This window comes from Phytohabitans aurantiacus (assembly GCF_027923225.1).
Classification (GTDB): Bacteria; Actinomycetota; Actinomycetes; order Mycobacteriales; family Micromonosporaceae; genus Phytohabitans; species Phytohabitans aurantiacus.
Genome location: NZ_BSDI01000033.1, coordinates 14,725 through 36,121 on the forward strand (window position 1 = coordinate 14,725; position 21,397 = coordinate 36,121).

General features: G+C 71.7%; 21 protein-coding genes. 12 read left to right on the plus strand and 9 right to left on the minus strand.

Going from position 1 to position 21,397, the window contains the following annotated elements; translation table 11 throughout:
* Positions 1 to 8 precede the first annotated feature (8 nt).
* Genes QMG73_RS29005 through rhaS form a run of 4 tightly spaced genes read left to right on the plus strand, consistent with a single transcriptional unit; the run spans position 9 to position 4,594 of the window.
* Positions 9 to 1,526, plus strand: a complete 1,518-nt coding sequence (locus QMG73_RS29005) for a sugar ABC transporter ATP-binding protein (protein ID WP_281900908.1) — start codon at positions 9 to 11, stop codon at positions 1,524 to 1,526.
* Positions 1,523 to 2,569: an ABC transporter permease gene (locus tag QMG73_RS29010; RefSeq protein ID WP_281900910.1), complete on the plus strand. Its 1,047-nt coding sequence runs from the start codon at positions 1,523 to 1,525 to the stop codon at positions 2,567 to 2,569. The genes QMG73_RS29005 and QMG73_RS29010 overlap by 4 nt, the downstream gene beginning before the upstream one ends.
* On the plus strand, positions 2,562 to 3,527 hold the full coding sequence (locus tag QMG73_RS29015; protein WP_281900912.1) for an ABC transporter permease: 966 nt from the start codon (positions 2,562 to 2,564) through the stop codon (positions 3,525 to 3,527). The genes QMG73_RS29010 and QMG73_RS29015 overlap by 8 nt, the downstream gene beginning before the upstream one ends.
* A gap of 20 nt (positions 3,528 to 3,547) precedes the next feature.
* Positions 3,548 to 4,594 (plus strand): rhamnose ABC transporter substrate-binding protein, encoded by a 1,047-nt coding sequence (gene rhaS, locus QMG73_RS29020; protein ID WP_281900913.1) that lies wholly within the window; start codon positions 3,548 to 3,550, stop codon positions 4,592 to 4,594.
* 52 nt (positions 4,595 to 4,646) lie between these two features.
* Here rhaS and QMG73_RS29025 read toward each other — a convergent pair whose 3' ends face one another.
* Together QMG73_RS29025 and QMG73_RS29030 are read right to left on the minus strand one after the other, a co-directional pair.
* Positions 4,647 to 5,321: an SDR family NAD(P)-dependent oxidoreductase gene (locus tag QMG73_RS29025; protein WP_281900916.1), complete on the minus strand. Its 675-nt coding sequence runs from the start codon at positions 5,319 to 5,321 to the stop codon at positions 4,647 to 4,649.
* A gap of 11 nt (positions 5,322 to 5,332) precedes the next feature.
* Entirely contained in the window at positions 5,333 to 6,253 is a 921-nt protein-coding gene (locus QMG73_RS29030; protein ID WP_281900918.1) for an NADP-dependent oxidoreductase, read from the minus strand.
* A 102-nt stretch (positions 6,254 to 6,355) separates the two neighbouring features.
* Here QMG73_RS29030 and QMG73_RS29035 point away from each other — a divergent pair, with 102 nt between their 5' ends.
* A complete protein-coding gene (locus QMG73_RS29035; RefSeq protein ID WP_281900920.1) occupies positions 6,356 to 7,030 on the plus strand; it encodes a TetR/AcrR family transcriptional regulator in 675 nt (224 codons plus the stop codon).
* Positions 7,031 to 7,092: 62 nt separating this feature from the next.
* Here QMG73_RS29035 and QMG73_RS29040 read toward each other — a convergent pair whose 3' ends face one another.
* Positions 7,093 to 7,512, minus strand: a complete 420-nt coding sequence (locus QMG73_RS29040) for a hypothetical protein (RefSeq protein ID WP_281900923.1) — start codon at positions 7,510 to 7,512, stop codon at positions 7,093 to 7,095.
* A 36-nt stretch (positions 7,513 to 7,548) separates the two neighbouring features.
* The gene (locus QMG73_RS29045; RefSeq protein WP_281900925.1) at positions 7,549 to 8,565 is read right to left on the minus strand and encodes a zinc-dependent alcohol dehydrogenase family protein; all 1,017 of its coding nucleotides are present in this window, start codon (positions 8,563 to 8,565) and stop codon (positions 7,549 to 7,551) included.
* A gap of 132 nt (positions 8,566 to 8,697) precedes the next feature.
* Between QMG73_RS29045 and QMG73_RS29050 the strand changes: the two genes are divergently transcribed.
* Positions 8,698 to 9,570: a helix-turn-helix transcriptional regulator gene (locus QMG73_RS29050; protein WP_281900926.1), complete on the plus strand. Its 873-nt coding sequence runs from the start codon at positions 8,698 to 8,700 to the stop codon at positions 9,568 to 9,570.
* Positions 9,571 to 10,155: 585 nt separating this feature from the next.
* Here QMG73_RS29050 and QMG73_RS29055 read toward each other — a convergent pair.
* Positions 10,156 to 11,154, minus strand: coding sequence for a LacI family DNA-binding transcriptional regulator (locus QMG73_RS29055; protein ID WP_281900928.1), 999 nt, complete (start codon positions 11,152 to 11,154; stop codon positions 10,156 to 10,158).
* A gap of 39 nt (positions 11,155 to 11,193) precedes the next feature.
* On the opposite strand from QMG73_RS29055, the gene QMG73_RS29060 reads away from it, so the two are divergent.
* Genes QMG73_RS29060 through QMG73_RS29070 form a run of 3 tightly spaced genes read left to right on the plus strand, consistent with a single transcriptional unit; the run spans position 11,194 to position 13,321 of the window.
* The gene (locus QMG73_RS29060) at positions 11,194 to 12,156 is read left to right on the plus strand and encodes a nucleoside hydrolase (protein WP_281900929.1); all 963 of its coding nucleotides are present in this window, start codon (positions 11,194 to 11,196) and stop codon (positions 12,154 to 12,156) included.
* A complete protein-coding gene (add, locus tag QMG73_RS29065) occupies positions 12,153 to 13,079 on the plus strand; it encodes an adenosine deaminase (protein WP_281900930.1) in 927 nt (308 codons plus the stop codon). Before QMG73_RS29060 ends, add begins: the two co-directional genes overlap by 4 nt.
* Positions 13,080 to 13,093: 14 nt before the next feature.
* On the plus strand, positions 13,094 to 13,321 hold the full coding sequence (locus QMG73_RS29070; protein WP_281900931.1) for a hypothetical protein: 228 nt from the start codon (positions 13,094 to 13,096) through the stop codon (positions 13,319 to 13,321).
* A 147-nt stretch (positions 13,322 to 13,468) separates the two neighbouring features.
* Here the strand turns inward: QMG73_RS29070 and QMG73_RS29075 are convergent, their stop codons facing one another.
* Positions 13,469 to 14,035: a class IV adenylate cyclase gene (locus QMG73_RS29075; RefSeq protein WP_281900933.1), complete on the minus strand. Its 567-nt coding sequence runs from the start codon at positions 14,033 to 14,035 to the stop codon at positions 13,469 to 13,471.
* A 7-nt stretch (positions 14,036 to 14,042) separates the two neighbouring features.
* Positions 14,043 to 14,876 (minus strand): helix-turn-helix domain-containing protein, encoded by an 834-nt coding sequence (locus QMG73_RS29080; protein ID WP_281900935.1) that lies wholly within the window; start codon positions 14,874 to 14,876, stop codon positions 14,043 to 14,045.
* Between the two features lie 306 nt (positions 14,877 to 15,182).
* Between QMG73_RS29080 and QMG73_RS29085 the strand changes: the two genes are divergently transcribed.
* On the plus strand, positions 15,183 to 16,019 hold the full coding sequence (locus QMG73_RS29085) for a helix-turn-helix domain-containing protein (protein WP_281901096.1): 837 nt from the start codon (positions 15,183 to 15,185) through the stop codon (positions 16,017 to 16,019).
* A 127-nt stretch (positions 16,020 to 16,146) separates the two neighbouring features.
* Here QMG73_RS29085 and QMG73_RS29090 read toward each other — a convergent pair whose 3' ends face one another.
* Positions 16,147 to 16,788 (minus strand): response regulator, encoded by a 642-nt coding sequence (locus tag QMG73_RS29090; protein ID WP_281900938.1) that lies wholly within the window; start codon positions 16,786 to 16,788, stop codon positions 16,147 to 16,149.
* A 31-nt stretch (positions 16,789 to 16,819) separates the two neighbouring features.
* Positions 16,820 to 17,995 (minus strand): sensor histidine kinase, encoded by a 1,176-nt coding sequence (locus QMG73_RS29095; protein ID WP_281900940.1) that lies wholly within the window; start codon positions 17,993 to 17,995, stop codon positions 16,820 to 16,822.
* Positions 17,996 to 18,154: 159 nt separating this feature from the next.
* Between QMG73_RS29095 and QMG73_RS29100 the strand changes: the two genes are divergently transcribed.
* Complete coding sequence (locus tag QMG73_RS29100; RefSeq protein WP_281900942.1) at positions 18,155 to 18,898, plus strand: ABC transporter ATP-binding protein; 744 nt, start codon at positions 18,155 to 18,157, stop codon at positions 18,896 to 18,898.
* Entirely contained in the window at positions 18,895 to 21,396 is a 2,502-nt protein-coding gene (locus QMG73_RS29105; protein WP_281900943.1) for an ABC transporter permease, read from the plus strand. The genes QMG73_RS29100 and QMG73_RS29105 overlap by 4 nt, the downstream gene beginning before the upstream one ends.
* The last annotated feature ends 1 nt before the right edge of the window (position 21,397 follow it).

The following is a 21,397-nucleotide window of genomic DNA, read 5'->3' on the forward strand; positions in this document are numbered from 1 at the left end:
GAGGCCGCATGCCCGAGCAGACCACGACCGATACGCCAGCGCTCACCCTCGCCGGCGCGCGTAAGTCCTTCGGCGCCGTGCACGCCCTTGTCGACGGGCGGCTGGAGCTGCGCGCCGGCGAGGTGCACGGCCTCGTGGGTGAGAACGGGGCGGGCAAGTCGACGCTGGTGAAGGTCCTCGCGGGCGTACACGCGCCGGACGAGGGTGAGCTGACCCTCGGCGGGCGGCCCGCGGTGCTGGGTGGGCCGGCCGACGCACGCGCGGCCGGGATCGCGGTGATCTACCAGGAGCCGACGCTGTTTCCCGACCTGTCGGTCGCCGAGAACATCTTCATGGGTCGGCAGCCGCTGCGGAGCCTGCGGCGCATCGACACCGCGGCGATGCGCAGGCGCACCCGGGAGCTGTTCGCGCAGCTGGGCGTACAGCTGGATCCCGACCGCCCGGCGCGCGGCCTGTCCATCGCGGACCAGCAGCTGGTCGAGATCGCCAAAGCGCTGTCTTTCGACGCCCGCGTCCTGGTCATGGACGAGCCGACCGCCGCGCTGTCCGGAGTGGAGGTCGAGCGGCTGTTCGCCGTCGTGCGCTCGCTGCGCGAGTCCGGCGCCGCGATCCTGTTCATCTCGCACCGGTTCGACGAGGTGTTCGCGCTCTGCGACCGGATCACCGTCATGCGGGACGGGCGGTGGGTCTCCACCGATCCGGTCGGGCAGCTGACCGTCGGCCAGGTGGTGCGCCGCATGGTCGGGCGGGAGGTCTCCGCGCTGTACCCCAAGCAGGACACCCAGGTCGGTGACGTGGTGTTGAGTGTGCGGGGGCTGACCCGGGCCGGGGTGTTCGACGCGGTCAGCTTCGACGTGCGGGGCGGGGAGATCGTCGCCCTGGCGGGGCTGGTCGGCGCCGGTCGCAGCGAGGTGGTGCGCGCGGTGTTCGGCGTCGACAGGTACGACACGGGCGAGATCCTGGTCGGCGGGCGGCGACTGCCGCGCGGCCGGCCCGCCGCGGCGATGGCGGCGGGTGTGGCGCTCGTGCCGGAAGACCGCCGCCAGCAGGGCCTGGTCATGGAGCTGCCCATCGAGCGAAACGTCACCCTCACCCGCCGGTGGTCGCTGTCGCGGCTCGGGCTGCTCGGGCCCCGCGCGGAGCGTGAAGACGCGCACCGGTGGACGCGGCTGCTGCAGGTCAAGGTCGGCCACCTGTCCGACCCGGTGTCCACATTGTCCGGTGGCAACCAGCAGAAGGTCGTACTGGCCAAGTGGCTGTCCACCGGCCCGAAGGTGCTGATCGTCGACGAGCCGACCCGCGGCATCGACGTGGGCACGAAGGCGGAGGTGCACCGGCTGATGTCGCAGCTGGCCGGCGAGGGCGTCGCGGTGCTGATGGTCTCCAGCGAACTGCCCGAGGTGCTGGGCATGGCCGACCGGGTGCTGGTCATGCACGAGGGCCGCCTGGTCGAGGAGATCGCCCGGGAGCGGGCCGACGAGGAGTCGGTGATGCTGGCCGCCACCGGTCAGGCGGGCCGGCCGTGAGCACCGCGACGAAGCCGGCGCAGGGGGCGTCGCCGCCGCGGGCGCGCGGCGACGTGCGGGGTGCCCGCCGCCTGTTCGTCATCCGGGAACTCGGCATCGCCCTCGCCCTGGTGCTCCTGGTCGCCGTCACGACGATCTCGAACCCGCGCTTCCTGAACGCGCAGTCCCGCAAGGACCTCATGCTCGGCGCCACCATCCTGGTGGTCCTGGCGGTCGGCCAGACGATCGTGGTGATCACCCGCAACGTCGACCTGTCGGTCGGGTCGGTGCTGGGGCTGTCGGCGTTCGCGACCGGCAAGCTGTTCCTCGCGCTGCCGGACGCGCCGATCGTGCTGGCCATGCTCGCCGGCGTGGGGCTCGGCGTGCTGTGCGGCGCCGTCAACGGCGCCCTGATCGCCATCGCCCGCGTACCCGCGCTCGTGGTCACCCTCGGCACCCTGTATGTATTCCGGGGCCTGGACTACTCGTGGGCGGCCGGGCAGCAGATCAACGCCGCCGACATGCCCAGCGGGTTCAAGCGGATGGGCACCGCCGTCGTGCTCGGCGTGCCGGTACTGGCCCTGTTCGCGGTCGCCGTGCTGCTGATCGCCGGGTTCTACCTGCGCTCGTACCGGTCCGGGCGGGAGATGTACGCGATCGGCTCCGACCCGGACGCCGCACGCCTGTCCGGTATCCCGGTCGGGTGGCGGGTGTTCACCGCGATGACCGTCTCCGGCGCCCTGGCCGGGCTGGCCGGCGTGCTCTACGCGGCCCGGTTCGGCACCCTCGACGCCGCCGCCGGCAACGGAATCGAGCTCAACGTGGTCGCGGCGGTCGTGGTCGGCGGGGTGGCCATCTTCGGCGGCAGCGGCTCGGTGTACGGGGCCGCGCTGGGAGCGGTGCTGCTGTCCACAATGGGCGCCGCGCTGCCCGTCCTGCGCATCGACCCGTTCTGGCAGCAGGCCGTCGTCGGGGCGCTGATCCTGGCCGCGATCGGCCTGGACCGGGCGCTGACCGCCCGGATCGCCAGACGCCTGAGGGGGAGGAGGACCCGTGGTGCCTAAGCGACTGGGCACGTGGGACGTGCTGGTCGTCGTCGTGCTGGCGGCGGTGGTCGTGGCCTCGTCGGTACTGGTGGACGGCTTCGCCACGTCCCGTTTCTGGGGTTTCCTGCTGCTCGACGTCATCCCGGTCGCGCTGATCGCGCTGCCGATGACCCTGGTCATCATCACCGGCGAGATCGACCTGTCGGTGGCCAGCGTGCTCGGCCTGTCCAGCGCGGTCATGGGCCAGCTGTGGCTGTCCGGTACGCCGCTGCCGCTGATCCTGCCGCTCGTGGTGCTGCTCGGCGCGGTCTGCGGTGCCGTCAACGGCTTGTTCGTCACCGGTTTCGGGCTGCCGTCCCTCGCCGTCACCATCGGCACCCTGGCCCTCTACAGAGGACTGTCCTACGTGGTCCTCGGTGACAGGGCCGTCGCCGACTTCCCGTTCTCCTGGACCGGCGCGTTCATCGAGCCGCTGCCGGGCACCACCGTGCCGTGGGTGGCGGTGGTGGTGCTCGGCCTGGCGGTCGTGTTCGGCGTCGTGCTGCACGCGACACCGATCGGGCGGGCCCTGTTCGCCATGGGCAACAACGACCAGGCCGCCACCTTCTCCGGCATCTCCGTGGCCAGGACGAAGTTCCGGCTGTTCGTGCTCACCGGCGCGATCGCGGCCCTCGCCGGGTTCTTCTGGACGATGCGGTACGCCTCCGCCCGCGCCGACAACGGCGGCGGCCTGGAACTGGCCGTCGTGGCCGCGGTGCTGCTCGGCGGCGTGTCCATCTTCGGCGGTCGCGGCACCCTGGCCGGGGTACTGGCCGGCGTGCTGCTGCTGATCACCCTGCGCAACGCCCTGCAACTGGCCGACGTGCCGGCCGACACGCTCACCGTGGTCACCGGCACCCTGCTGATCATTTCGGTCGTCGGCCCCAACGCCGCCACCATGCTGCGCGAGCGGCTGCGCCGGCGACGACCCGCCTGAATACCGAGAAAGGACATGCCATGCGTAAAGCTCTGTCTTTTGTTGTCCTGTCGGCGGTGCTGCTGACGGGCGCCGCCTGCGCCAGCGACGACGGCGACACCCCGGCCGCCGGCGGTGACGCCAGCGCCGGCGCGTCGGGCAAGATCAAGGAGGGTCTGAGCGTCGCGTTCCTGCCCAAGCAGGTCAACAACCCGTACTTCACGGTGTCGGACAACGGTGGAAAGGCCGCGGTCGAGGAGTTCAAGGGGGAGTACAAGGAGGTCGGCCCCTCCGAGGCGTCGGCGTCCTCGCAGGTGTCCTATCTGAACACCCTGACGCAGCAGGGCTCGGACGTCATCGCGGTGTCGGCCAACGACCCCAACGCCATCTGCGGCGCCATCAACCAGGCCCGGCAGGGCGGTGCCAAGGTGGTCACGTTCGACTCCGACACCAACAAGGACTGCCGGGACCTGTTCGTCAACCAGGTCACCGCGCAGGGCATCGCCGAGAACCAGGTCAAGCTGATCTCCGACCAGATCGGCGGGGCGGGGAAGATCGCGATCCTGTCGGCGACGGCGAACGCGACAAACCAGAACGCCTGGATCGAGCTGATGAAGACCGAGCTGAAGAAGCCCGAGTACTCCAAGATCGAGCTGGTGACGGTCGCGTACGGCAACGACGACGACCAGAAGTCGTTCCAGGAGACCCAGGGGCTGCTGTCCTCGTACCCGGACCTGAAGGGCATCATCTCGCCGACCACCGTGGGCGTGGCCGCCGCGGCACGGTACCTGTCGGGGTCGCAGTACAAGGGGAAGGTGGCGCTGACCGGCCTCGGTACGCCGAACCAGATGCGCGAGTTCGTCAAGGACGGCACGGTGAAGAACTTCGCGCTGTGGAGCCCGGCCGACCTGGGTTACCTGGCCGCGTACGCGGGTGCCGCCCTCGCCTCCGGCATGATCACCGGCAAGGAGGGTGAGAAGTTCACCGCGGGCAAGCTCGGCGAGTACACCATCGGCGCGGACAGCGTGGTCGTGCTCGGCCCGCCGACCGTCTTCGACGCCACCAACATCGACCAGTTCAACTTCTGATCGATACAGCTCCTGGAGCCGGCCCGCGGTGGGCGGACCGGCTCCAGGCCCGTCAGCCGGTGAAGACCCGCTCGGCCTCGTCGCGGCTCGTGTGCAGGTCCCAGTAGACCGGGGCGATCTTCTCGGCCGGCACGGTCGGGATGCCGGGGATGTTGGCGATGCCGATCGAGACGCCGATGGCGACGTGCGCGGCGTGCACGCCGGTGCCGGCCAGCTCCTTGCTGAGGTTGAGCACCCAGTTGCGCAGCGCCGCCGCGGCCGCGTTGACGTTGGCGAGCATCGGGACGGGGTCGATCGAGCCGGCGCCCGTCGTGTAGAGCAGGGTGCCGCCGCCGGCCTCCCGCATCGCGGGCAGCACCGCGCGGGTGGCGGCGATGGCCCCGTAGAGCTGGAAGCCCATCTCATGCTCCACATGGGACGGATCGGTCTCGCTCGGGTTGGTCATCGCGGTGGAGCCGAGCGTGCCGGCGGGGGAGTACTCCAGGACGTCGATGCCGCCGAAGTGCGCGGCGGCGTCCTTGAGCGCCTGGGTGAGCGCGTCACGGTCCAGCACATCGGCGGGGAACGCGGCGGCGGTGATGCCCTCGGCGCCGAGCCGGCCGACCAGGTCGTCGAGCTTGGCGCCGTTGCGGGCGACAAGGGCGACGTCGAAGCCGCGGGAGCCGAAGGCGCGGGCGATGGCAAGCCCCAGCTGGGGGCCGGCACCGATGATGGCGATGGTGGGCACGGGGAGTCCTTTCAGGCGACGGTGATGGCGATCTTGCCGAGGGTGCCGCCGGCGAAGTCGCCGAACGCGGTGGGCACCTCGGCCAGCGGGTAGGCGCGGGCGACGGGCACGGTGAGGCGGCCGGCGGCGACGTCGGCGGCCAGGCGGTCGAGGGTGTCGGCGCTCGGGTTCGCGTACACGAACGTCGCGGCGGGGTGCTGGTCGGCGCCGAAGCCGAGGGTGCTGGCGAGCCTGCCCTTCTCCGCGAGCAGGCCGGCCAGGGCGGGACCGTCACCGGCCAGGTGCAGGACCGCGTTCACGCCGTCCGGGCTGATGGCGCGGACCTGAGCGGAGACGTCACCGGTGTGATCCACCACCTCGGTGGCGCCGAGGCCGCGGACGAACTCGGTCTCCGTGCCGGGGCGGGCGGTGGCGATCACCCGGGCGCCGGCCGCGGCGGCGTACTGGATCGCGATCGCACCGACTCCGCCGGTCGCGCCGCTGACCAGTACCGTCTGGCCCGGCTCCGGTGCGACCGCGGCGAGGGAGTCGAGGGCGGCGGTGCCGGCCAGGCCGAGCGCGCCCGCGGTGGCCGGGCCGATGCCGGCGGGCAGGGCGGTGATGCCGATCTGGTCGCTGACCGTCACGTACTCGCCGAAGCCGCCGTCGCCGAGGAACGGCTTCATCACCACCCCGAACACGGGCTGACCGGCCGCGAACCGGGTCACACCGTCACCGACCGCGGCGACCGTGCCGGCGAAGTCCTTGCCCAGCACCACCGGAAAGCGGTGCTCCATCGTCCCGGCCAGGTAGCCGGCGGCGACCGCGGTATCGAACCCGTTCACCGACGACGCCTGTACCCGGACCAGCACCTCACCGGCGGCGGGCTGCGGGGTGGGCACCTCGCTCAGCGCTGGGTTGGCGCCCTGTTCAGCTATGACAACGGCACGCACGAGTGTCTCCTCGGTCAAGCAAGTGGAAGCTAGTCTCCACTTGTCGCACCGAGCGTAGCAGCAAGTGGACGCCACCCTCCACTTGCTCGTAGAGTGATCCGTATGACCTCGACACCCGACGGCGCGGGACTGCGCGTAGACGCCGAGCGCAACCGGCAGCGCGTCGTCGCCGCCGCCCGGGAGGCCTTCGCCGAGCTTGGCATCGAGGTGCCGATGGAAGAGATCGCCCGCCGGGCGGGCGTGGGAGTGGGCACCCTCTACCGGCGCTTCCCGACCCGCGCCGACCTGATCGCCGCAGCGTTCGAGGCCAAGATGCGTGCTCAGGCCGAGGCTGCCCGCCAGGCTGTGGAAGACCCGGACCCGTGGCGGGCGTTCTGCTCCTACGTCGAACAGATGTGCGCCATGCAGGCCGGCGACCGGGGCTTCACGACCGTGCTGACCATGACGTTTCCCACCGCGAAGCGGTTCGAGGCCGACCGCGAGCGGGCCTACGCCGACTTCGCGGCCCTCGTCGAGCGCGCCAAGGCCGCCGGGAAGCTGCGCGCCGACTTCGTCACCGAGGATTTGCCGATCTTCCTGATGGCCAACGCCGGCGTCCTGGCGGCCACCGCCGACGCCGCCCCCGAAGCGTGGCGCCGGCTCGTCGGGTATCTCATCCAGGCGTGCGCGGCGCCGGCCGCGCAACCATTACCCGACGCGCCGGCGCCCCGCCAGTTGTACCGTGCCCTGCTCCGCGCCACCCACCCGCAGCGCGACCGCGCCCCAGCGAAGCAGTGATCAGGGCGTCCCTCAAGTCGTTAGAGCGACTTGAGGGACGCCCTGATCACAGCGGAGGCTGGTCAGATGATGTTGCCGGTGTTGATGTCGGTGTAGGCCTGGCTGCCGATGAAGGGGTTGTTGACGGCCCACAGCTCAGCGTCTTGGTACTCCGGCACGTCGAAGTCGCACATCACCCAGCCGGCGTCCGCCCCGCGGTCGTTGAAGCACTGCCGGTTCCAGTTCTTCCCGACGATCGTCCCGGCGGCGGACTGCCCGTTCGCCTTGGTGTCGTCCACCCAGACCTTGTCTCCGTAGGAGGCGAAGCACGCCCGCGCGCCGGTCGTCGACACGCACCAGACGCTGTAGCCGTTCGCGGCCGGCGGCGCGCCGCTCGGCGTGCCGTTCCCGGCCGACGCCGCGGTCGCCGTCCCGGCCAGGGTGAGCAGCACCGCGGGAACCATCACGAGCGCGCGCACACCTGTTCGTTTTGTCAGTTTCATTTGATCAAGGTTAGCGGGCGGTCCGACGCCGATGGATCATGGGTGGAGCAGGACCTTGATGGCGCGGCGCTCGTCCATCGCCCGGTAGCCGTCGGCCGCCTGGTCGAGCGGCAGGCTCAGGTCGAAGACCTTGCCGGGGTCGATCGTCCGGTTCCAGATCAGGTCGACGAGGTCGGGCAGGAAGCGGCGTACGGGCGCCGGCCCGCCGTGCAGGTGCACGTGGGAGAAGAACAGCTCCATCCCCGGCAACTGGACGTCGTGGGTGACGCCCACGTAGCCGACGTGACCGCCGGCCCGGGTCGAACGGATCGCCTGCATCATCGACTCCTGCGTGCCGACCGCCTCGATGACCGAATGCGCGCCCAGCCCGCCGGTGAGGTCCTTGATCCGGGCCACGCCCTCGTCGCCGCGCTCGGTGACGATGTCGGTCGCCCCGAAGTCGAGGGCCAGCTTCTGGCGCGACTCGTGCCGGCTCATCGCGATGATCCGTTCGGCGCCGAGCTGCCTGGCGGCCAGCACGCCGAGCAGCCCGACCGCGCCGTCGCCGACCACCGCGACGGTCTTACCCGGTCCGGCGTGCGCGGCCACCGCGGCGAACCAGCCCGTGCCCAGCACGTCGGAGGCGGCCAGGAAGCTCGGTACCAGGTCGTCCGCGGGCAGCTCCGGCGTGGCGACCAGCGTGCCGTCGGCGTGGGGGACCCGCATGTACTGCGCCTGCGCGCCGCTGACGCCCTCGCGGTGGACGCAGGAGGTCTGGTAGCCGGCGCGGCAGATCTCGCAGACGTTGTCGGAGGCGAAGAACGAGCCGACCACGAACTGCCCCGGCTTGATCGTCGTGACCGCGCCGCCGACCTCTTCGACGACGCCGGCGTACTCGTGCCCCATGGGCCGCGGTCCGTCGATCTTCTCGATGCCGCGGTACGGCCACAGGTCCGAGCCGCAGACACAGGTCGCGGACAGCCGGATGATCGCGTCGGTCGGCGCGACGATTCGGGGCTCGTCCCGCTGCTCCACCCGCACGTCGCCGGGGGCGTACAGCACAGCACCACGCATGATGTCTCTCCTCATACCGAAAGGCCAACGACATCCAGCACACCCGTCCAGCCTGGTACGAGGAAGTCTCTGCTGATGGGTGTACTCGCAGTACATCCCACGGGGGGCGGCGCGCGCCGTAGCGTCAGTGTCATGAACAACCGAGCCGAGGTGCGCGACTTCCTCACCTCACGCCGGGCCAAGATCAGCCCGGAGCGGGCCGGCATACCCTCCGCCGGGCAGCGCCGCGTCCCGGGCCTACGCCGCAGCGAGGTCGCCGCGCTGGCCGGCATGAGCGTCGAGTACTACGCCAAGCTCGAACGCGGCTCCCTCGCCGGCGTGTCGGCCGGTGTCCTCGACGCGATCGCCCGCGCCCTGCAACTCGACGACGCCGAACGCGCCCACCTGTTGCGCCTCGCGCGCGAGGCCGACGGCACCAACGCGATCCTGCGCCCGCGCCGCCGCCAGAAGCAGTGGGAGGCCCGGGCCAGTCTACAGTGGACGCTGGACGCCATCACCACCGCTCCGGCGATCATCGCCAACGGCCGGCTGGACCTGATCGCCACCAACCACCTGGGCCGGGCGATGCACTGCGACCTGTACGCCGACCCGACGAGCCTGCCGAACTTCGCCCGGTTCACGTTCCTGGACAGCGCGGCCCGCCGCTTCTACCCCCACTGGGACCAGTCCGCCGACATGACCGTGGCGAACCTGCGCACGGCGGCCGGCAAGGACCCGCACGACAAGGGCCTGCAGGATCTCGTGGGGGAGCTGTCCACCCGCAGCGACGACTTCCGGCGCCGCTGGGGCGCCCACAACGTGCGCATCCACGGCACGGGCGTCAAGCGGTTCCATCACCACGTCGTCGGCGACCTGACCCTCGCCTACGAAAGCCTGGACCTGCGCGCCGAACCCGACCTCACGCTGACCATCTACGCCGCCGAGCCCGGCTCCCCGACCGAAGACGCGCTCCGCCTGCTCGCCTCCTGGGCCGCCTCCCCAGAATCCACCCCATACCCGTCCTAACCCACCACGCACGCAGCACCGCCCACGCGCACCACCCGCGCGCCGCCCGCGCGCGCCGCGCGCGCCGGCGCCCCTTCCGCCGATCAAGGGCGAATGCACGTGGTTGGATCTCTTTTCCGCGTGCGTTCGCCCTTGATCCATGCGATTGCCCTTGATCGGCGAGCCCCGAGCCCGGACACGCCGGCACGCCATCGTGGCCGGGCCAGCCGCCGGGTTTGAGGGGGTTGGCGGGCGTGTCGCCGCGCCCTGCGCCCTGCGCGCCGCGCCCTGCGCCCTGCGCGCCGCGCCCTGCGCCCTGCGCGCCGCGCCCTGCGCCCTGCGCGCCGCGCCCCGCGCGTCGATCAAGGCCATATGCGTGGATCAAGGGCAAATGCACGCGGAAATGAGATCCAACCGCGTGCGTTCGCCCTTGATCGGCGTTCGGGGCGTGGCGACACGCCGTACCGGGCTGGTCTGGGGGCGGACGCACGCGGAGAAGAGATCGAACCGCGTGCGTTCGCCCTTGATCGGCGGAGGGTGAGGCCGCGGGAGCAACGGCCTTGCGCGCGGCGGGCGTCGCGGTAGCTCGAATCTCGATCCTGGTCCTCAACCCGTCGGGCGGCAGCCGCAGCTGCGCCGGGTGGTCAGGGTCAGGGGGTGGCGGCGGATGGTGGGTGTGCTGGTGGGATTCAGGATGGTGTCGATGGCGTCGGTGCCGATGGCGTCGAAGGGTGTGGTGACGGCGGTCAGGGCTGGCGTCAGGTAGGCGGCGAGTGCGGTGCCGTCGATGCTGACCAGGGCGAGGTCGTCGCCGGTGCGGCGGCCGGCTTCGGTGGCGGCGCGCAGCGCGCCGAGGGCGTGTTCGTCGGTGGTGGCGCAGATGGCGGTGACCTGTGGCTGGCTGGCCAGGAGCGCGCGGGTGGCCAGGTAGGCGTCGTCGCGCAGGTTCGGGAACGGGCAGGCGAGCCGCGACACCGGACGGTCGTGCTCGGTGAGCACCGCGTCGGCGCCGCGAGCGCGCAGGCTGACGGGGTCGTCGCCGGTGCCGGCGCCGAGCAGCGCGATGTGGTGGTGGCCGTGCCCGAGCAGGTGTGCCGCGGCCTGGCGGCCGGCGTCGGTGTCGTCTCCGGCGACGCCGGCCGTGCCCGGGTGGGTGCGGTGCACGAGCACGTGCGGGATGCCGGCGCGGCGCAGCGGGGTCACCGCGGGTGCCGGGTCCTGCGAGGGAGCCAGGAGTATCGCGTCGACGCGGGCGTCCAGCAGGGCCTGGAGCTGTTCGCCTTCCCGGCCGGCGTCGAAGTGGGCGCTGCCGACCAGCAGCCGGAACCCGCGCGTGAAGGCGGCGTCTTCGACGGCGCGCACCAGTTCGGCGAAGAACGGCTTGGCCAGGTCGGGGACGACGAGGCCGATCGTGCCGGTGCGGTTGGCGCGCAACGCCCTGGCGAGGTTGTTGCGCCGGTAACCGAGGTCGGCGACGGCGTCGAGGACGCGGGCCCGGGTGGCGGGCGCCACCGGCCGGGGGCCGTCGTTGAGCACGTAGCTGACCACGGCGGTGGAGGTGCCGGCGCGGGCGGCGACATCGCGGATCGTCGGTCCGGTTGCCACGGTTGACCTCCTTGGCGTGCCCGTAGTCTAATCGTTTAGATGACTGTGGACACTGTACCGCTGCGGCTGGTGATCGATACCGACACCGGCTCCGACGACGCGGTGGCGTTGTTGATGGCGGCGCGCGCTCCTGGCGCGACGATCGAGGCGGTCACCACTGTCGCGGGCAACGTGCCGCTGCCGCTGGCCACCCGAAACGCCCTGATCACCCTGGAGGTGGCCGGCATTGGCGGCGTACCCGTGCACGCCGGTTGCGAACAGCCGCTGCTGCGCCCGCTGGAGACCGCGCAACACGTCCACGGCGCCGACGGGATGAGCGGCGCGAACCTGCCCGATCCGGCCGGGGCACCGACCGGCGAGCACGCCGTCGACGGGCTGCTGCGCCTTGCCCACGAGCGCGGTCCTGAGCTGACGCTTGTCACCCTCGGACCGATGACCAATCTCGCCGCGGCGCTGGTGCACGACCGGCGTCTGCTGCGTCGCTTCCGGCACACGTACTGCATGGCCGGCGCCGCCGACGCGCACGGCAACATCACCGCGACCGCCGAGTACAACGTGTGGGCCGACCCCGAGGCCGCCGCGATCGTCTGCGACGCCGCCACGCCGGGCACGGTCACCTGGATCGGCTGGGACGCCTCCCGCCACGACGCCGTGATGACGCCGGGCCGGCAGCGCCGCCTGCGCGAGGTGGGTACGCCGCTGGCGCTGTTCGCCGACCGGATCAACCGGGCCGTCGACACGTGGGCCACCGAGGTGACCGGCCTGCCCGGCTACGACCTGCCCGATCCGCTGGCGATGGCCGTGGCGCTCGACCCCGGCCTGATCCGCCACGCCGAGACCGCCCACGTGCGCGTCGCCACCGGAGACGAGGCGCGCGGACAGTTGCTCATCGACCGGCGCCGCGGCGCCACCGGTGCCAACCTGACCCTGGTACGCCGGGTCGACAGCGACGGGTTCGAAGGCATGCTGCTGGCCGCCTGCCGCGCCATCGCACCGGCATGACCGGCCGGTACGAGTTGCACTGCCACCTCGACGGCTCCGTGCGCCCCGACACCATCGCCGCCCTCGCCGCCGAACAGGGGCTCGACCTGCCCGCACCCGCGCGCCAGCTCGCCGTGGCCCCGGCCGGCGTCGGCAGCCTGCACGCCTTCCTGCCGTACATCGACGTCGCCCTCGACGTGCTGCAAACGCCCCAGGCACTGCACCGGGCCGCCGCCGAGCTTGTCGCCGACTGGCAAGCCGACCGCGTCGTCTACGGCGAGGTCCGCTTCGCGCCCCAACTGCACACCCGGGCCGGCATGAGCCTCGACGACGCCATCGACGCGGTCGCCGCCGGGCTCGCGCACGGAACAGCCGCCACCGGCGTGCGCACCGGGCTGCTGCTGTGCTGCCTGCGCCACCAGCAGCCGGGGGTCAGCCTCGAGGTCGCCGACGCCGCCGTACGCCGGCGCGACGTCGTGGCCGGCCTCGACCTCGCCGGTGACGAGCGCCATCCCGGTACGCCGCACCGCGAGGCGTTCGATCTGGCGCACGGCGCCGGCCTGCCCGTCACCGTGCACGCCGGCGAAGCCGCCGGGCCGGCCAGCGTCTGGGAGGCCCTCGACGTGCTCGGGGCCCGGCGCATCGGCCATGGTGTGCGCAGTACCGGCGATGCCGCCCTGCTCGACCGCCTGCGCCGCGACCAGATCGCGCTGGAGACCTGTCCCGGCTGCAACGTGCTCACGGCGGCGGTGCCCGCGATGGCCGCCCACCCCGCTGACCGGCTACTGCGCGCCGGCTTGCGGATCACCGTCAGCACCGACACCCGCACCACCGCCGGCACCACCCTCGACGCCGAGTTCGCCGCGTTGGCGGCGACCTTCGGCTGGACCGAGGCCGAGGAGCGGCTCTGCCAGGACAACGCGGCGCGCGCCGCGTTCGCATGAGCGAGGATGGACCCGTGCACGACACACAGCACGTCGAGGTCGACGGCCAGGTCTTTCGCGTCACCGGCCGCCAGGATCAGCCGGGGCAGTACGACTACGAGTGGGTCAACGGGCCGAACCCGGGCTACGGGTTCAGCGTGGGAGCGTCCGACAACCATCCATTCACGACGGTCGAGCATGAGGAGGCGATCCGGGACTTCCTCGCCCAGGTCGACCCGAGGACCGGCTACATCGAGGACTGACGGCGCCGGACTATGAACCTTTGAGCTACCGCGACGCGCGTCGCGGTCCATGCCCGTTGCTCCCGCGGCCTCACCCTTCGCGGCTACACAACCAGTTCGCCGGCCCGGCATCGCCGACGCCCGCTCCACCAGCGCCGCGAAAGCTCTCTAGCGGGCGCCGGCTCTGCGAGCCGTGACCAGATCGATGTAGAAGGTCGGTTCGAGGTCGTCCTCACCAAGCCCAAGATCGGTGAGGACGCCTCGGATCGCTCGTTGGCCGTCGTCCACCGGCTCGCCATCGGGTACCAGGGTCTCGACCTCGATGAAGGTCCCGTCGATCTCCGGAACGGTGACCATGGTCGCGACGATCCGGTACCCAGCGGCCTCGAAGCGGAAGTTCTCGCACTCCTTGGTGTAGGCGATCATGTGTTCCAGTCCTAGCCCGGTGAGGATCTGGTCGATCGCTTTCGGATCGGCGACGTCGGTCTCGTACTCGGGCGTGCTGGCCTCGTCGAGCATCGCGCCCTTGAAGGTCAGCAGGCACCGACCGCCGGCCGTGGATTCGATGATCCTTACGCGCAACTCCTGCCGGCCGTTCTCGGTGAGGCGGCGATCGGGCCAGTCGTAGTAGGTGTCCCGGTAGGTGCTGATATCTCCGGTGCTGCGCTGTGCCAGGACGGCCCGGACGCGGTCGGGCTCCGAGACACGGGCCTTCAGCTCGACTTCGATCGCCATCGCTCTGCTATACCACGCGCTCCGCCCGCTGGCGTAGATCCTCGAACGTGCGACGGAAACCGGAGTACAGAGCACCGCCGGGCGTGCTCACCAGTTTGTACGTCGGCGACTCGTGCCCCTCCCACCGGTCGGCGAACGTGGCGGCATAGAGCGTGTCATCGAGCCCCACGAGACGCCAGACAGGCAGCCTGTCGTAGAGGTAGATCTCCAGGTCGACGACGTCTGCCAGCTCCCGGACGCGGGAGATGGAGTGTCGGATACCGCTGGCGAATGACTCCGGTGACTCGCCGATCTCGACGGCGCGCTTCGCGGTCGCTTCCGCGTCTGGTCGAGCGAGTAGCACTCTCAGGGCGGCCCGGTGCTCCGTCGTCATGAGGCTGCCACGCAGGAGCGAATCCTTGAGCGCCAACACACCAAGGCCACGAACGGCCAGCACATCAATATGGTTGGCAGCGGCTGCCATGTGCCGGATATCCGCAGTGGCTGCCGCCTGATCGGGGAAGATTCGGACGATCTCGCCGAGACCGGCCAGGGCTTCGCCTGTGCCGCCCTCCTGGCTTGGTGCAAGGCCGAGCGCTGCTCGGGCATGATCTGGCATCCGTAAGCCGTCGGCGATCCTCTCGAACACATCAAACGCGGTGACCTGCCGCGTCCCCTTCAAGATCTCGCTGATGCGCCCCTGCTGGATACCGACGAGATTCGAAAGTCGATGCTGGCTGGCACCGCCGTACTGCTGAGCAACGCGCAGGATGCCGCTCGCGTCTCTTTTCCGCAGTGCCGTTTGTGCCGGTGCGCTACGCCATGCCCAGTCGGGAATGGTGACGGGTTCGAACGCTGACATCGACGCTCCTTGCCGTGATTTCACGGTGAGATTAGCCGATGGGCTCACCATGGCGCGATGGGTCCAACACGCCAACAAACGGCATCGTCATTTCAGTTCTCCCCGCCGGGGTGCTTGCCAAGGGGCCGCGTCGGTGGGTGAGTTCGGCGGGCTACGGCGCTCGCCGGCCGAGCACGGGATCGCCAATTCGGGTGATCCCGTGTCTCTGCCCTTACCGGACACCTGGGAGCTAGTGAGGGGCGCGAAATGCCGACGAAGAGGAAGACCTACGAGCAGAGCATTCGGGCTCGTGTCCTTGGCGAACGGATGCGGGAGCTACGCGATCAACGCGGCCTGACCCTAAAGTTCGTCGCCGCACACCTGGGCGTGGAGTTCTCGACGCTCGCACGATACGAACGTGCCGAGTGGCCGTTCCGGGAGGAGTACGTGGCCGCACTGCTCAACATGTACGGCGTCTACGACGAAGACGAACGCGTCGAGCTGGTCGACCTGGCTCGCGGCGTCTGGCGGGTCAACCACTGGGACCGGGATTTCAAGACCAAGGAATCGGTTACGCCGTTCGTCGACTACACCTGGCTTGAAACGCGCGCCACCGAGGTCAATTGCTTCGGGACCATGTACGTTCCCGATCTCCTACAGACGGACGCGTATGCGGACGCGCTGGTGGCGTCGGGAACGAAGCCGCTGTTGCCGCAGCATGACCTCGGACTCGTCACGCACCGACTGCGTGATCGACAGCAAGCGTTTTTCAGCAACGATGGCCTGCGGCTGCACACGATCATCGAGGAGTCCGTGCTGCATCGCCCGATCGGCGGCGTCGGCGTGCTCGGCGATCAGATCCTGTACCTCGACAAACTGACTCGACGCTCAGACGACAAGATCACGATCCAAGTCCTTCCGACCCGTGCCGGCGGGCACCCCGGTCTCGACGGCTGTTTCACGCTGCTGGCTATGGCGGACTTCCCTCCGGTTGCCTACGTGTCACACCTCGCCGGACGGTTCTTCATCGAGGCGGCGCACGCCGAGTACTACGCGCGGACCTACGAACAGCTCCGCGAGGCAGCGCACAATGTGCCGGAGTCGGCGGCACTCGTCGCGGAGCTTGCGCAGGCGCTGACTGGTGTTGCTCGCGTCAGCGTCTGATGAAGGTCCATTGACTGGCGGGCCGCTGCCGCCCGAGTACAGCCGTCAGGCCGCCCGTAGGGCGCGTGCGGCGCGCCAGTTCCACTGTGGAGGATGAGAGCGGACCGTCCGCGAGCCGGGCGGGAGGTCAGCTGACTAGGCGGCGTTGCCAGGCCCAGGCGGCTACCTCGACGCGGTTGCGGGCGTTGAGCTTGGACTGGACGCTGGCGAGGTGGGTCTTGACGGTGCCCACGGTGATGTAGAGCTGGGCGGCGATCTCGGCGTTGGTGGTGCCGCGGGCGACGAGCTGGACGACCTCCATCTCGCGCGGGGACAGGCCGGTGTCGGTGGGCGCCGCCGTGGGTGGGTTGAGGTGCCGCAGCAGCCGTACGGTGATCGACGGGCTGATCAGGGAGTCGCCGGAGACGGCGGCGTGGATCGCCTCGATGAGCAGGGCCGGGCCGGAGTCCTTGAGCAGGAAGCCGCAGGCGCCGTTGCGCAGCGCGGCGTACACGTACTCGTCCAGGTCGAACGTGGTGACCACGACGACCTTGGCGGGCTGGGTCACGTCTGGGCCGGCGAGCAGGCGCAGCGCCTCCAGGCCGTCCATGCGGGGCATGCGGATGTCGAGCAGTACCACGTCAGGGCGGTGCTGGCGGGCCAGGGCGACCGCCTCGACCCCGTCGGCCGCCTCGCCCGCGAGCGCCATGTCGGGCTGCGCGTCGATGATCATCCCGAAGCCGGTGCGGACCATCGCCTGGTCGTCCGCGACCAGTACCCGGATCGTCATGCGCCGCCTCCCGCGGCCAGCCCGGACTCGGTCATGCGGTGCCTTTCTCTCGTACTGGCAGCCGGGCGTCGACGACCCAGCCCTGTCCCGCCGCCGGGCCGGCGTGCAGCCAGCCGCCGATCGCCTGTACCCGTTCGGTGAGGCCGGCGAGGCCGAAGCCGGGCCGGTCGCGGTGCATCGGGAGCCGGTGTGGCGCGGCGCCGTTGTCGGCGACCCGGACGAGCAGCCAGTCGGGCGTGCGCTGTACCAGTACGTCGACCCGGGTGGCGCCGCCGGCGTGCTGGCGGACGTTGGTCAAGGCTTCCATGACGACCCGGTACGCGGATGTGGAGACATCCATCGGCAGCTGCTCCAGTGGCCCGTGCACGTTCAGGTGCGTCGGCGGACCGCTGGCCGCCGAGAAGCCGTCGACCAGCGCGGGCAGGTCGTCGACGCCGGCCAGCGGCGCCAGCGGGGCGTCGGTACCGGGATCGCGCAGCATCGCCACCATCCGCCGCATCGCCGTCATCGCCTCGGTGCCGGCGTGCTCGATCTGCTCCAGCGCGGACGCCACCCGCTTCGGGTCCTGCTCGGCCACGTACCGGGCGCCCTGCGCCTGGACCACGATCCCGGTGACGTGGTGCGCGACGAAGTCGTGCAGGTCGCGGGCGAACTCGGCGCGCTGCTCGGCCCGGGCGACCACGAACTGCTGCGTCCGCGCCTCGGCGCCGTACCGCTGGTAGGCGCCAATCGTCGCGGCGCCGGCCCCGAGCAGCGCCTGGAGCAGCCCGAACGTGACGAAGATCGTCTTGTCGCCAGAGCGCAGCGGCTCGGCGGCGAGCGCGCAGATCAGGGCGATCGCCACCGGTACCGCCAGGCGGCCCGCGGCCCGGCGGGCCACGACCAGCAGGACCAGCGTCATGCCCAGCGCCTCGGCGATGCCCCAGCTGCCGCCGCTGGTGTCGATGAACCCCGCGATCACGCTGAGCCCAGTCACCAGCAGTGACGCCGCGGCCAGGGCGGCGGCGAGGGCCGGCAGCAGCCGCGAACCCTGCCGGTGCGCCGGCAGCCAGAGCGCCGCGGTGGCGAGCGCCAGACCCACCCGGACCAGCGCGATGAAGGGGCTGTCGGTCAGCTCGACCATGTCGATCATCCCGAGCACGGCCGTGGCGAACAGCGCGGCCGCCTGGCCGACCCGGAATGGCCACCGCCTGGGTTGCTCGATCATCGCGTACCGAGCGTAGCGGGCCGGAGCCGGCCGGTTCCTCTGCCAAAAGGCAGAGGCGCGCACGCGGCGAAGCCCTTCCGCGGACCGATGTGCGCGCCGGCCGGCACGGCCATCGTGAACGCCGACCGAAAGCAGAGCAGATCGAAAGGGAGTCTCCCCATGCGGGACACCACGATGGCCGCGTCCGCGGCGGTCGACCTGGTCAAGGTGTACGGCACCGGCCCGACCGCGGTCCGGGCGCTGGACGGCGTGACGGTGGGCTTCGAGCGGGCCCGCTTCACCGCCATCATGGGCCCGTCCGGCTCGGGCAAGTCCACGCTGATGCACTGCCTGGCCGGGCTCGACAAGGCCACCTCGGGCCAGGCGATGCTGGGCGGCACCGACCTGACCCGGCAGCCCGACCGCGTGCTGACGAAGGTGCGGCGGGAGCGGATCGGGTTCGTCTTCCAGGCGTTCAACCTGCTGCCGCAGCTCACCGCGGCACAGAACATCACCCTGCCACTGGACCTGGCGGGCCGGCGGCCGGACCCTGGCCTGTACGACCACGTCGTCGGTGTGCTCGGGCTCGGCGACCGGCTGCGGCACCGGCCCAGCGAGCTGTCCGGCGGCCAGCAGCAGCGGGTGGCGCTCGCCCGGGCCCTGCTGGCCCGGCCGGAGGTGGTGTTCGCCGACGAGCCGACCGGCAACCTTGACTCGCGTACCGGCGCGGAGGTGCTGGCCTTCCTGCGCTCGTCGGTGCGCGAGCTCGGCCAGACCGTGGTCATGGTGACCCACGACCCGGGAGCCGCGGCGTACGCGGACCGGGTGGTGCTGCTGGCCGACGGCCGGGTCGCCGGTGGCGTCGACAACCCCGATGGCGCGTCGGTCACCGAGGCGCTGCGGAGCCTGGCGGTGACCCGGTGACCGTGCTGCGTACCCAACTGAGCGGCCTGGCCCGGCGGCCGGCCCGGCTGCTGCTGACCGGGCTCGCCATGCTCGTCGCGTCCTTCGTGGTGTACGGGACGGTGCTCGCCCAGTACAGCACCGCGCGCACCGTCGTCGACGGCCTCAGCGGTACGCCCGAGGCGGCGGACGTCGTGGTGGGCAGCTGGGACAGGCCGGTGCCCGCGACGGCGGTGGACCGGATCCGGGCCCTGCCCGGTGTCGCCGAGGTGATCGGGCGCGCGTACGTCGGGTTCTCCCTGCGCGCCCCGGCCGGCTCGTACCTGACGGTGGGCGCCGACCCCGGCAGCGGGCCGCTCGCGATGGCGCGGCTGGTCGAGGGGGCGTACCCCGACGCGCCCCGGGAGATCGCGCTGAGCCGCCGCACGGCCGACTGGTTCGGCATCCCCATCGGCGGCACCGTGGTCGCGACCCCGGACGGCGAGGGGAAGGGCGAGCCGGTGAAGCTGACGGTGACCGGGGTGGTCGAGGACAGCAACGGCGGGGCGGGGTGGGCGTACACCACCGACCGGCTGCTCGGTGCGCTCAGGCCGGTGACCGAGTACAGCCAGGCCGAGGTCAGGCTCGAGCCCGGCGGCACCATCGGCCAGGTACGGGACGCGGTCGGCGACGCGGCGACGGTGGAGACCGGTGCGCTGGTCCGCGAGCAGGAGGCGACCGAGGCCGCCTCCGGCGTCAAGCTGATCTTCGCGCTGGTCGGGATCTTCGTGGCCATCGCCGTGGCCGCCGCCGCGCTCGTGGCCACCTCGACGTTCCGCATCGTGTTCGCCCAGCGGATGCGGCAGTTGGCGCTGCTGCGCGCGGTCGGCGCCGGGCGGGGCGCGATCGTGCGGGCGCTCGCCGTCGAGGGCGCGCTGACCGGGTTCGTCGCCGGGGTCGCCGGCGTGCTGTCCGCGTACGCCTTCGGCAGGGCCCTTCCGGCCGTCCTGCGCGCGTTCGGTGTCGCGGTGGCGGACCCGGGTACGCCGGTCGGACCCGCGATCGCGGTGGTGATCGGCTGCGTACTGGTGACGCTGCTCGCCGTCCTCGCGCCCGCCGGGTCCGCGTCGCGGGTCTCGCCGCTGGAGGCGCTGCGGGCCGCCAGTACCACCGGTGCCCGCAGCGGTATCGGTGTCGGCCGCGCCATCCTCGGTGGCCTGCTCGCCGCCGGCGCCGTCCTGCTGGCCGCGGCGCTGGTGGCCGCCCTGCCCGGGCCCGACGCGCAGAACTACGACCCGGCGCCGGTCATGTTCGGCGTCGTACTCTCCAGCACGCTGGCGTTCTTCGCCCTGGTCGCGCTCGGTCCGGTGCTGCTGGGCCCGGTACTGCGGCTGGTCGGCTGGCCGCTGCGGCGCGCCGGTGCGCTCGGTCGCCTCGCGGTCGGTGGCGTCGGCGGCGCGCCCCGGCGGGCGGCCGCGGTCAGCGTGGTCGTCGCCCTCGGGGTCGCCATGATCAGCGGTGGCCTTGTCATGGCGGAGTCGCTGCGACGGATGGCCGACCGCGAGCTCACCGCGATGGCGCCGGCCGACTTCCGGATGAACCCGAGCGGCGGCGCCGTGCCCGCCGCGGTCGTGGACCAGGTCCGGAAGCGTTCCGAGGTGACCGGTGTGGCCACGTTCCGGACGGCAGAGGTCCGGATTGTCGGTACCGAGGACCTCACGGTGAGGGTCGTCGACCTCGACCCGGGCAAGCTGCGCGAGGACCTGCGGCTCGACGCGGTCGACGGCTCGCTCGATGACCTTGGCCCGGGCCGGGTCGCCCTGGCGCGGTACGTCGCCGAGCCCGACCACATCCGGGTCGGCGACAAGATCCAGCTGGCGACCGCCGGGCGCACCCTGTCGCTGCGGGTGGCGGCCACGCTGGAGTCCGGACCGTTGGACGCCGCCGCCATGGTCGACCCGGCGGACCTGGACCGGCTCGGGGTGGCGGCGACACCGACCGGCCTGCTCGCCAACGCGGCCCGCGCCGGCGACGACGGCCGCGACAGCGCCCGCTCCGCCCTGCAGTCCGCGGCGGCGGGCGTCGACGGGCTGGCGGTCGAGGTACTGGCCGACCAGCGCGACGACTTCAACGCGCAGCTCGACGCGTTGCTGGGAATCGCGGTCGGCCTGATGGGCCTGACCGTGCTGATCGCCGTCGTCGGCGTCGGCTCCACGACCGCACTGTCGGTGGTGGAGCGCATCCGCGAGGCGGGACTGCTGCGCGCCATCGGACTGGCCCGAGGCGGCCTGCGGGCGATGCTCACCACCGAGGCCGCCCTCTACGGCGTCCTCGGCTCGGTCCTCGGGCTGGCGCTCGGCATCCCGTACGCCGGGCTGATGGTCGCGGCGATGGGCGAGAACGTACCGCTCGAACTGCCCGCCGGCCAGCTGGTGCTGACGGTACTGGCGCTGACCGGGCTGACCGCGCTGGCCGGCGTGCTGCCCGCCCGCCGAGCGGCCAAGGTCAGCCCGATGGCCGCGATCGCCCAGGACGGCTGAA

Bases quoted from the DNA above. Each gene is read 5' to 3' on its own strand.
- QMG73_RS29005 (WP_281900908.1), top strand. From the start codon at position 9: ATGCCCGAGCAGACCACGACCGATACGCCAGCGCTCACCCTCGCCGGC.
- rhaS (WP_281900913.1), top strand. From the start codon at position 3,548: ATGCGTAAAGCTCTGTCTTTTGTTGTCCTGTCGGCGGTGCTGCTGACG.
- QMG73_RS29035 (WP_281900920.1), top strand. From the start codon at position 6,356: ATGACCTCGACACCCGACGGCGCGGGACTGCGCGTAGACGCCGAGCGC.
- QMG73_RS29040 (WP_281900923.1), bottom strand. From the start codon at position 7,512: ATGAAACTGACAAAACGAACAGGTGTGCGCGCGCTCGTGATGGTTCCC.
- QMG73_RS29045 (WP_281900925.1), bottom strand. From the start codon at position 8,565: ATGCGTGGTGCTGTGCTGTACGCCCCCGGCGACGTGCGGGTGGAGCAG.
- QMG73_RS29050 (WP_281900926.1), top strand. From the start codon at position 8,698: ATGAACAACCGAGCCGAGGTGCGCGACTTCCTCACCTCACGCCGGGCC.
- QMG73_RS29060 (WP_281900929.1), top strand. From the start codon at position 11,194: ATGACTGTGGACACTGTACCGCTGCGGCTGGTGATCGATACCGACACC.
- add (WP_281900930.1), top strand. From the start codon at position 12,153: ATGACCGGCCGGTACGAGTTGCACTGCCACCTCGACGGCTCCGTGCGC.
- QMG73_RS29075 (WP_281900933.1), bottom strand. From the start codon at position 14,035: ATGGCGATCGAAGTCGAGCTGAAGGCCCGTGTCTCGGAGCCCGACCGC.
- QMG73_RS29080 (WP_281900935.1), bottom strand. From the start codon at position 14,876: ATGTCAGCGTTCGAACCCGTCACCATTCCCGACTGGGCATGGCGTAGC.
- QMG73_RS29085 (WP_281901096.1), top strand. From the start codon at position 15,183: ATGCGGGAGCTACGCGATCAACGCGGCCTGACCCTAAAGTTCGTCGCC.
- QMG73_RS29090 (WP_281900938.1), bottom strand. From the start codon at position 16,788: ATGACGATCCGGGTACTGGTCGCGGACGACCAGGCGATGGTCCGCACC.
- QMG73_RS29095 (WP_281900940.1), bottom strand. From the start codon at position 17,995: ATGATCGAGCAACCCAGGCGGTGGCCATTCCGGGTCGGCCAGGCGGCC.
- QMG73_RS29100 (WP_281900942.1), top strand. From the start codon at position 18,155: ATGCGGGACACCACGATGGCCGCGTCCGCGGCGGTCGACCTGGTCAAG.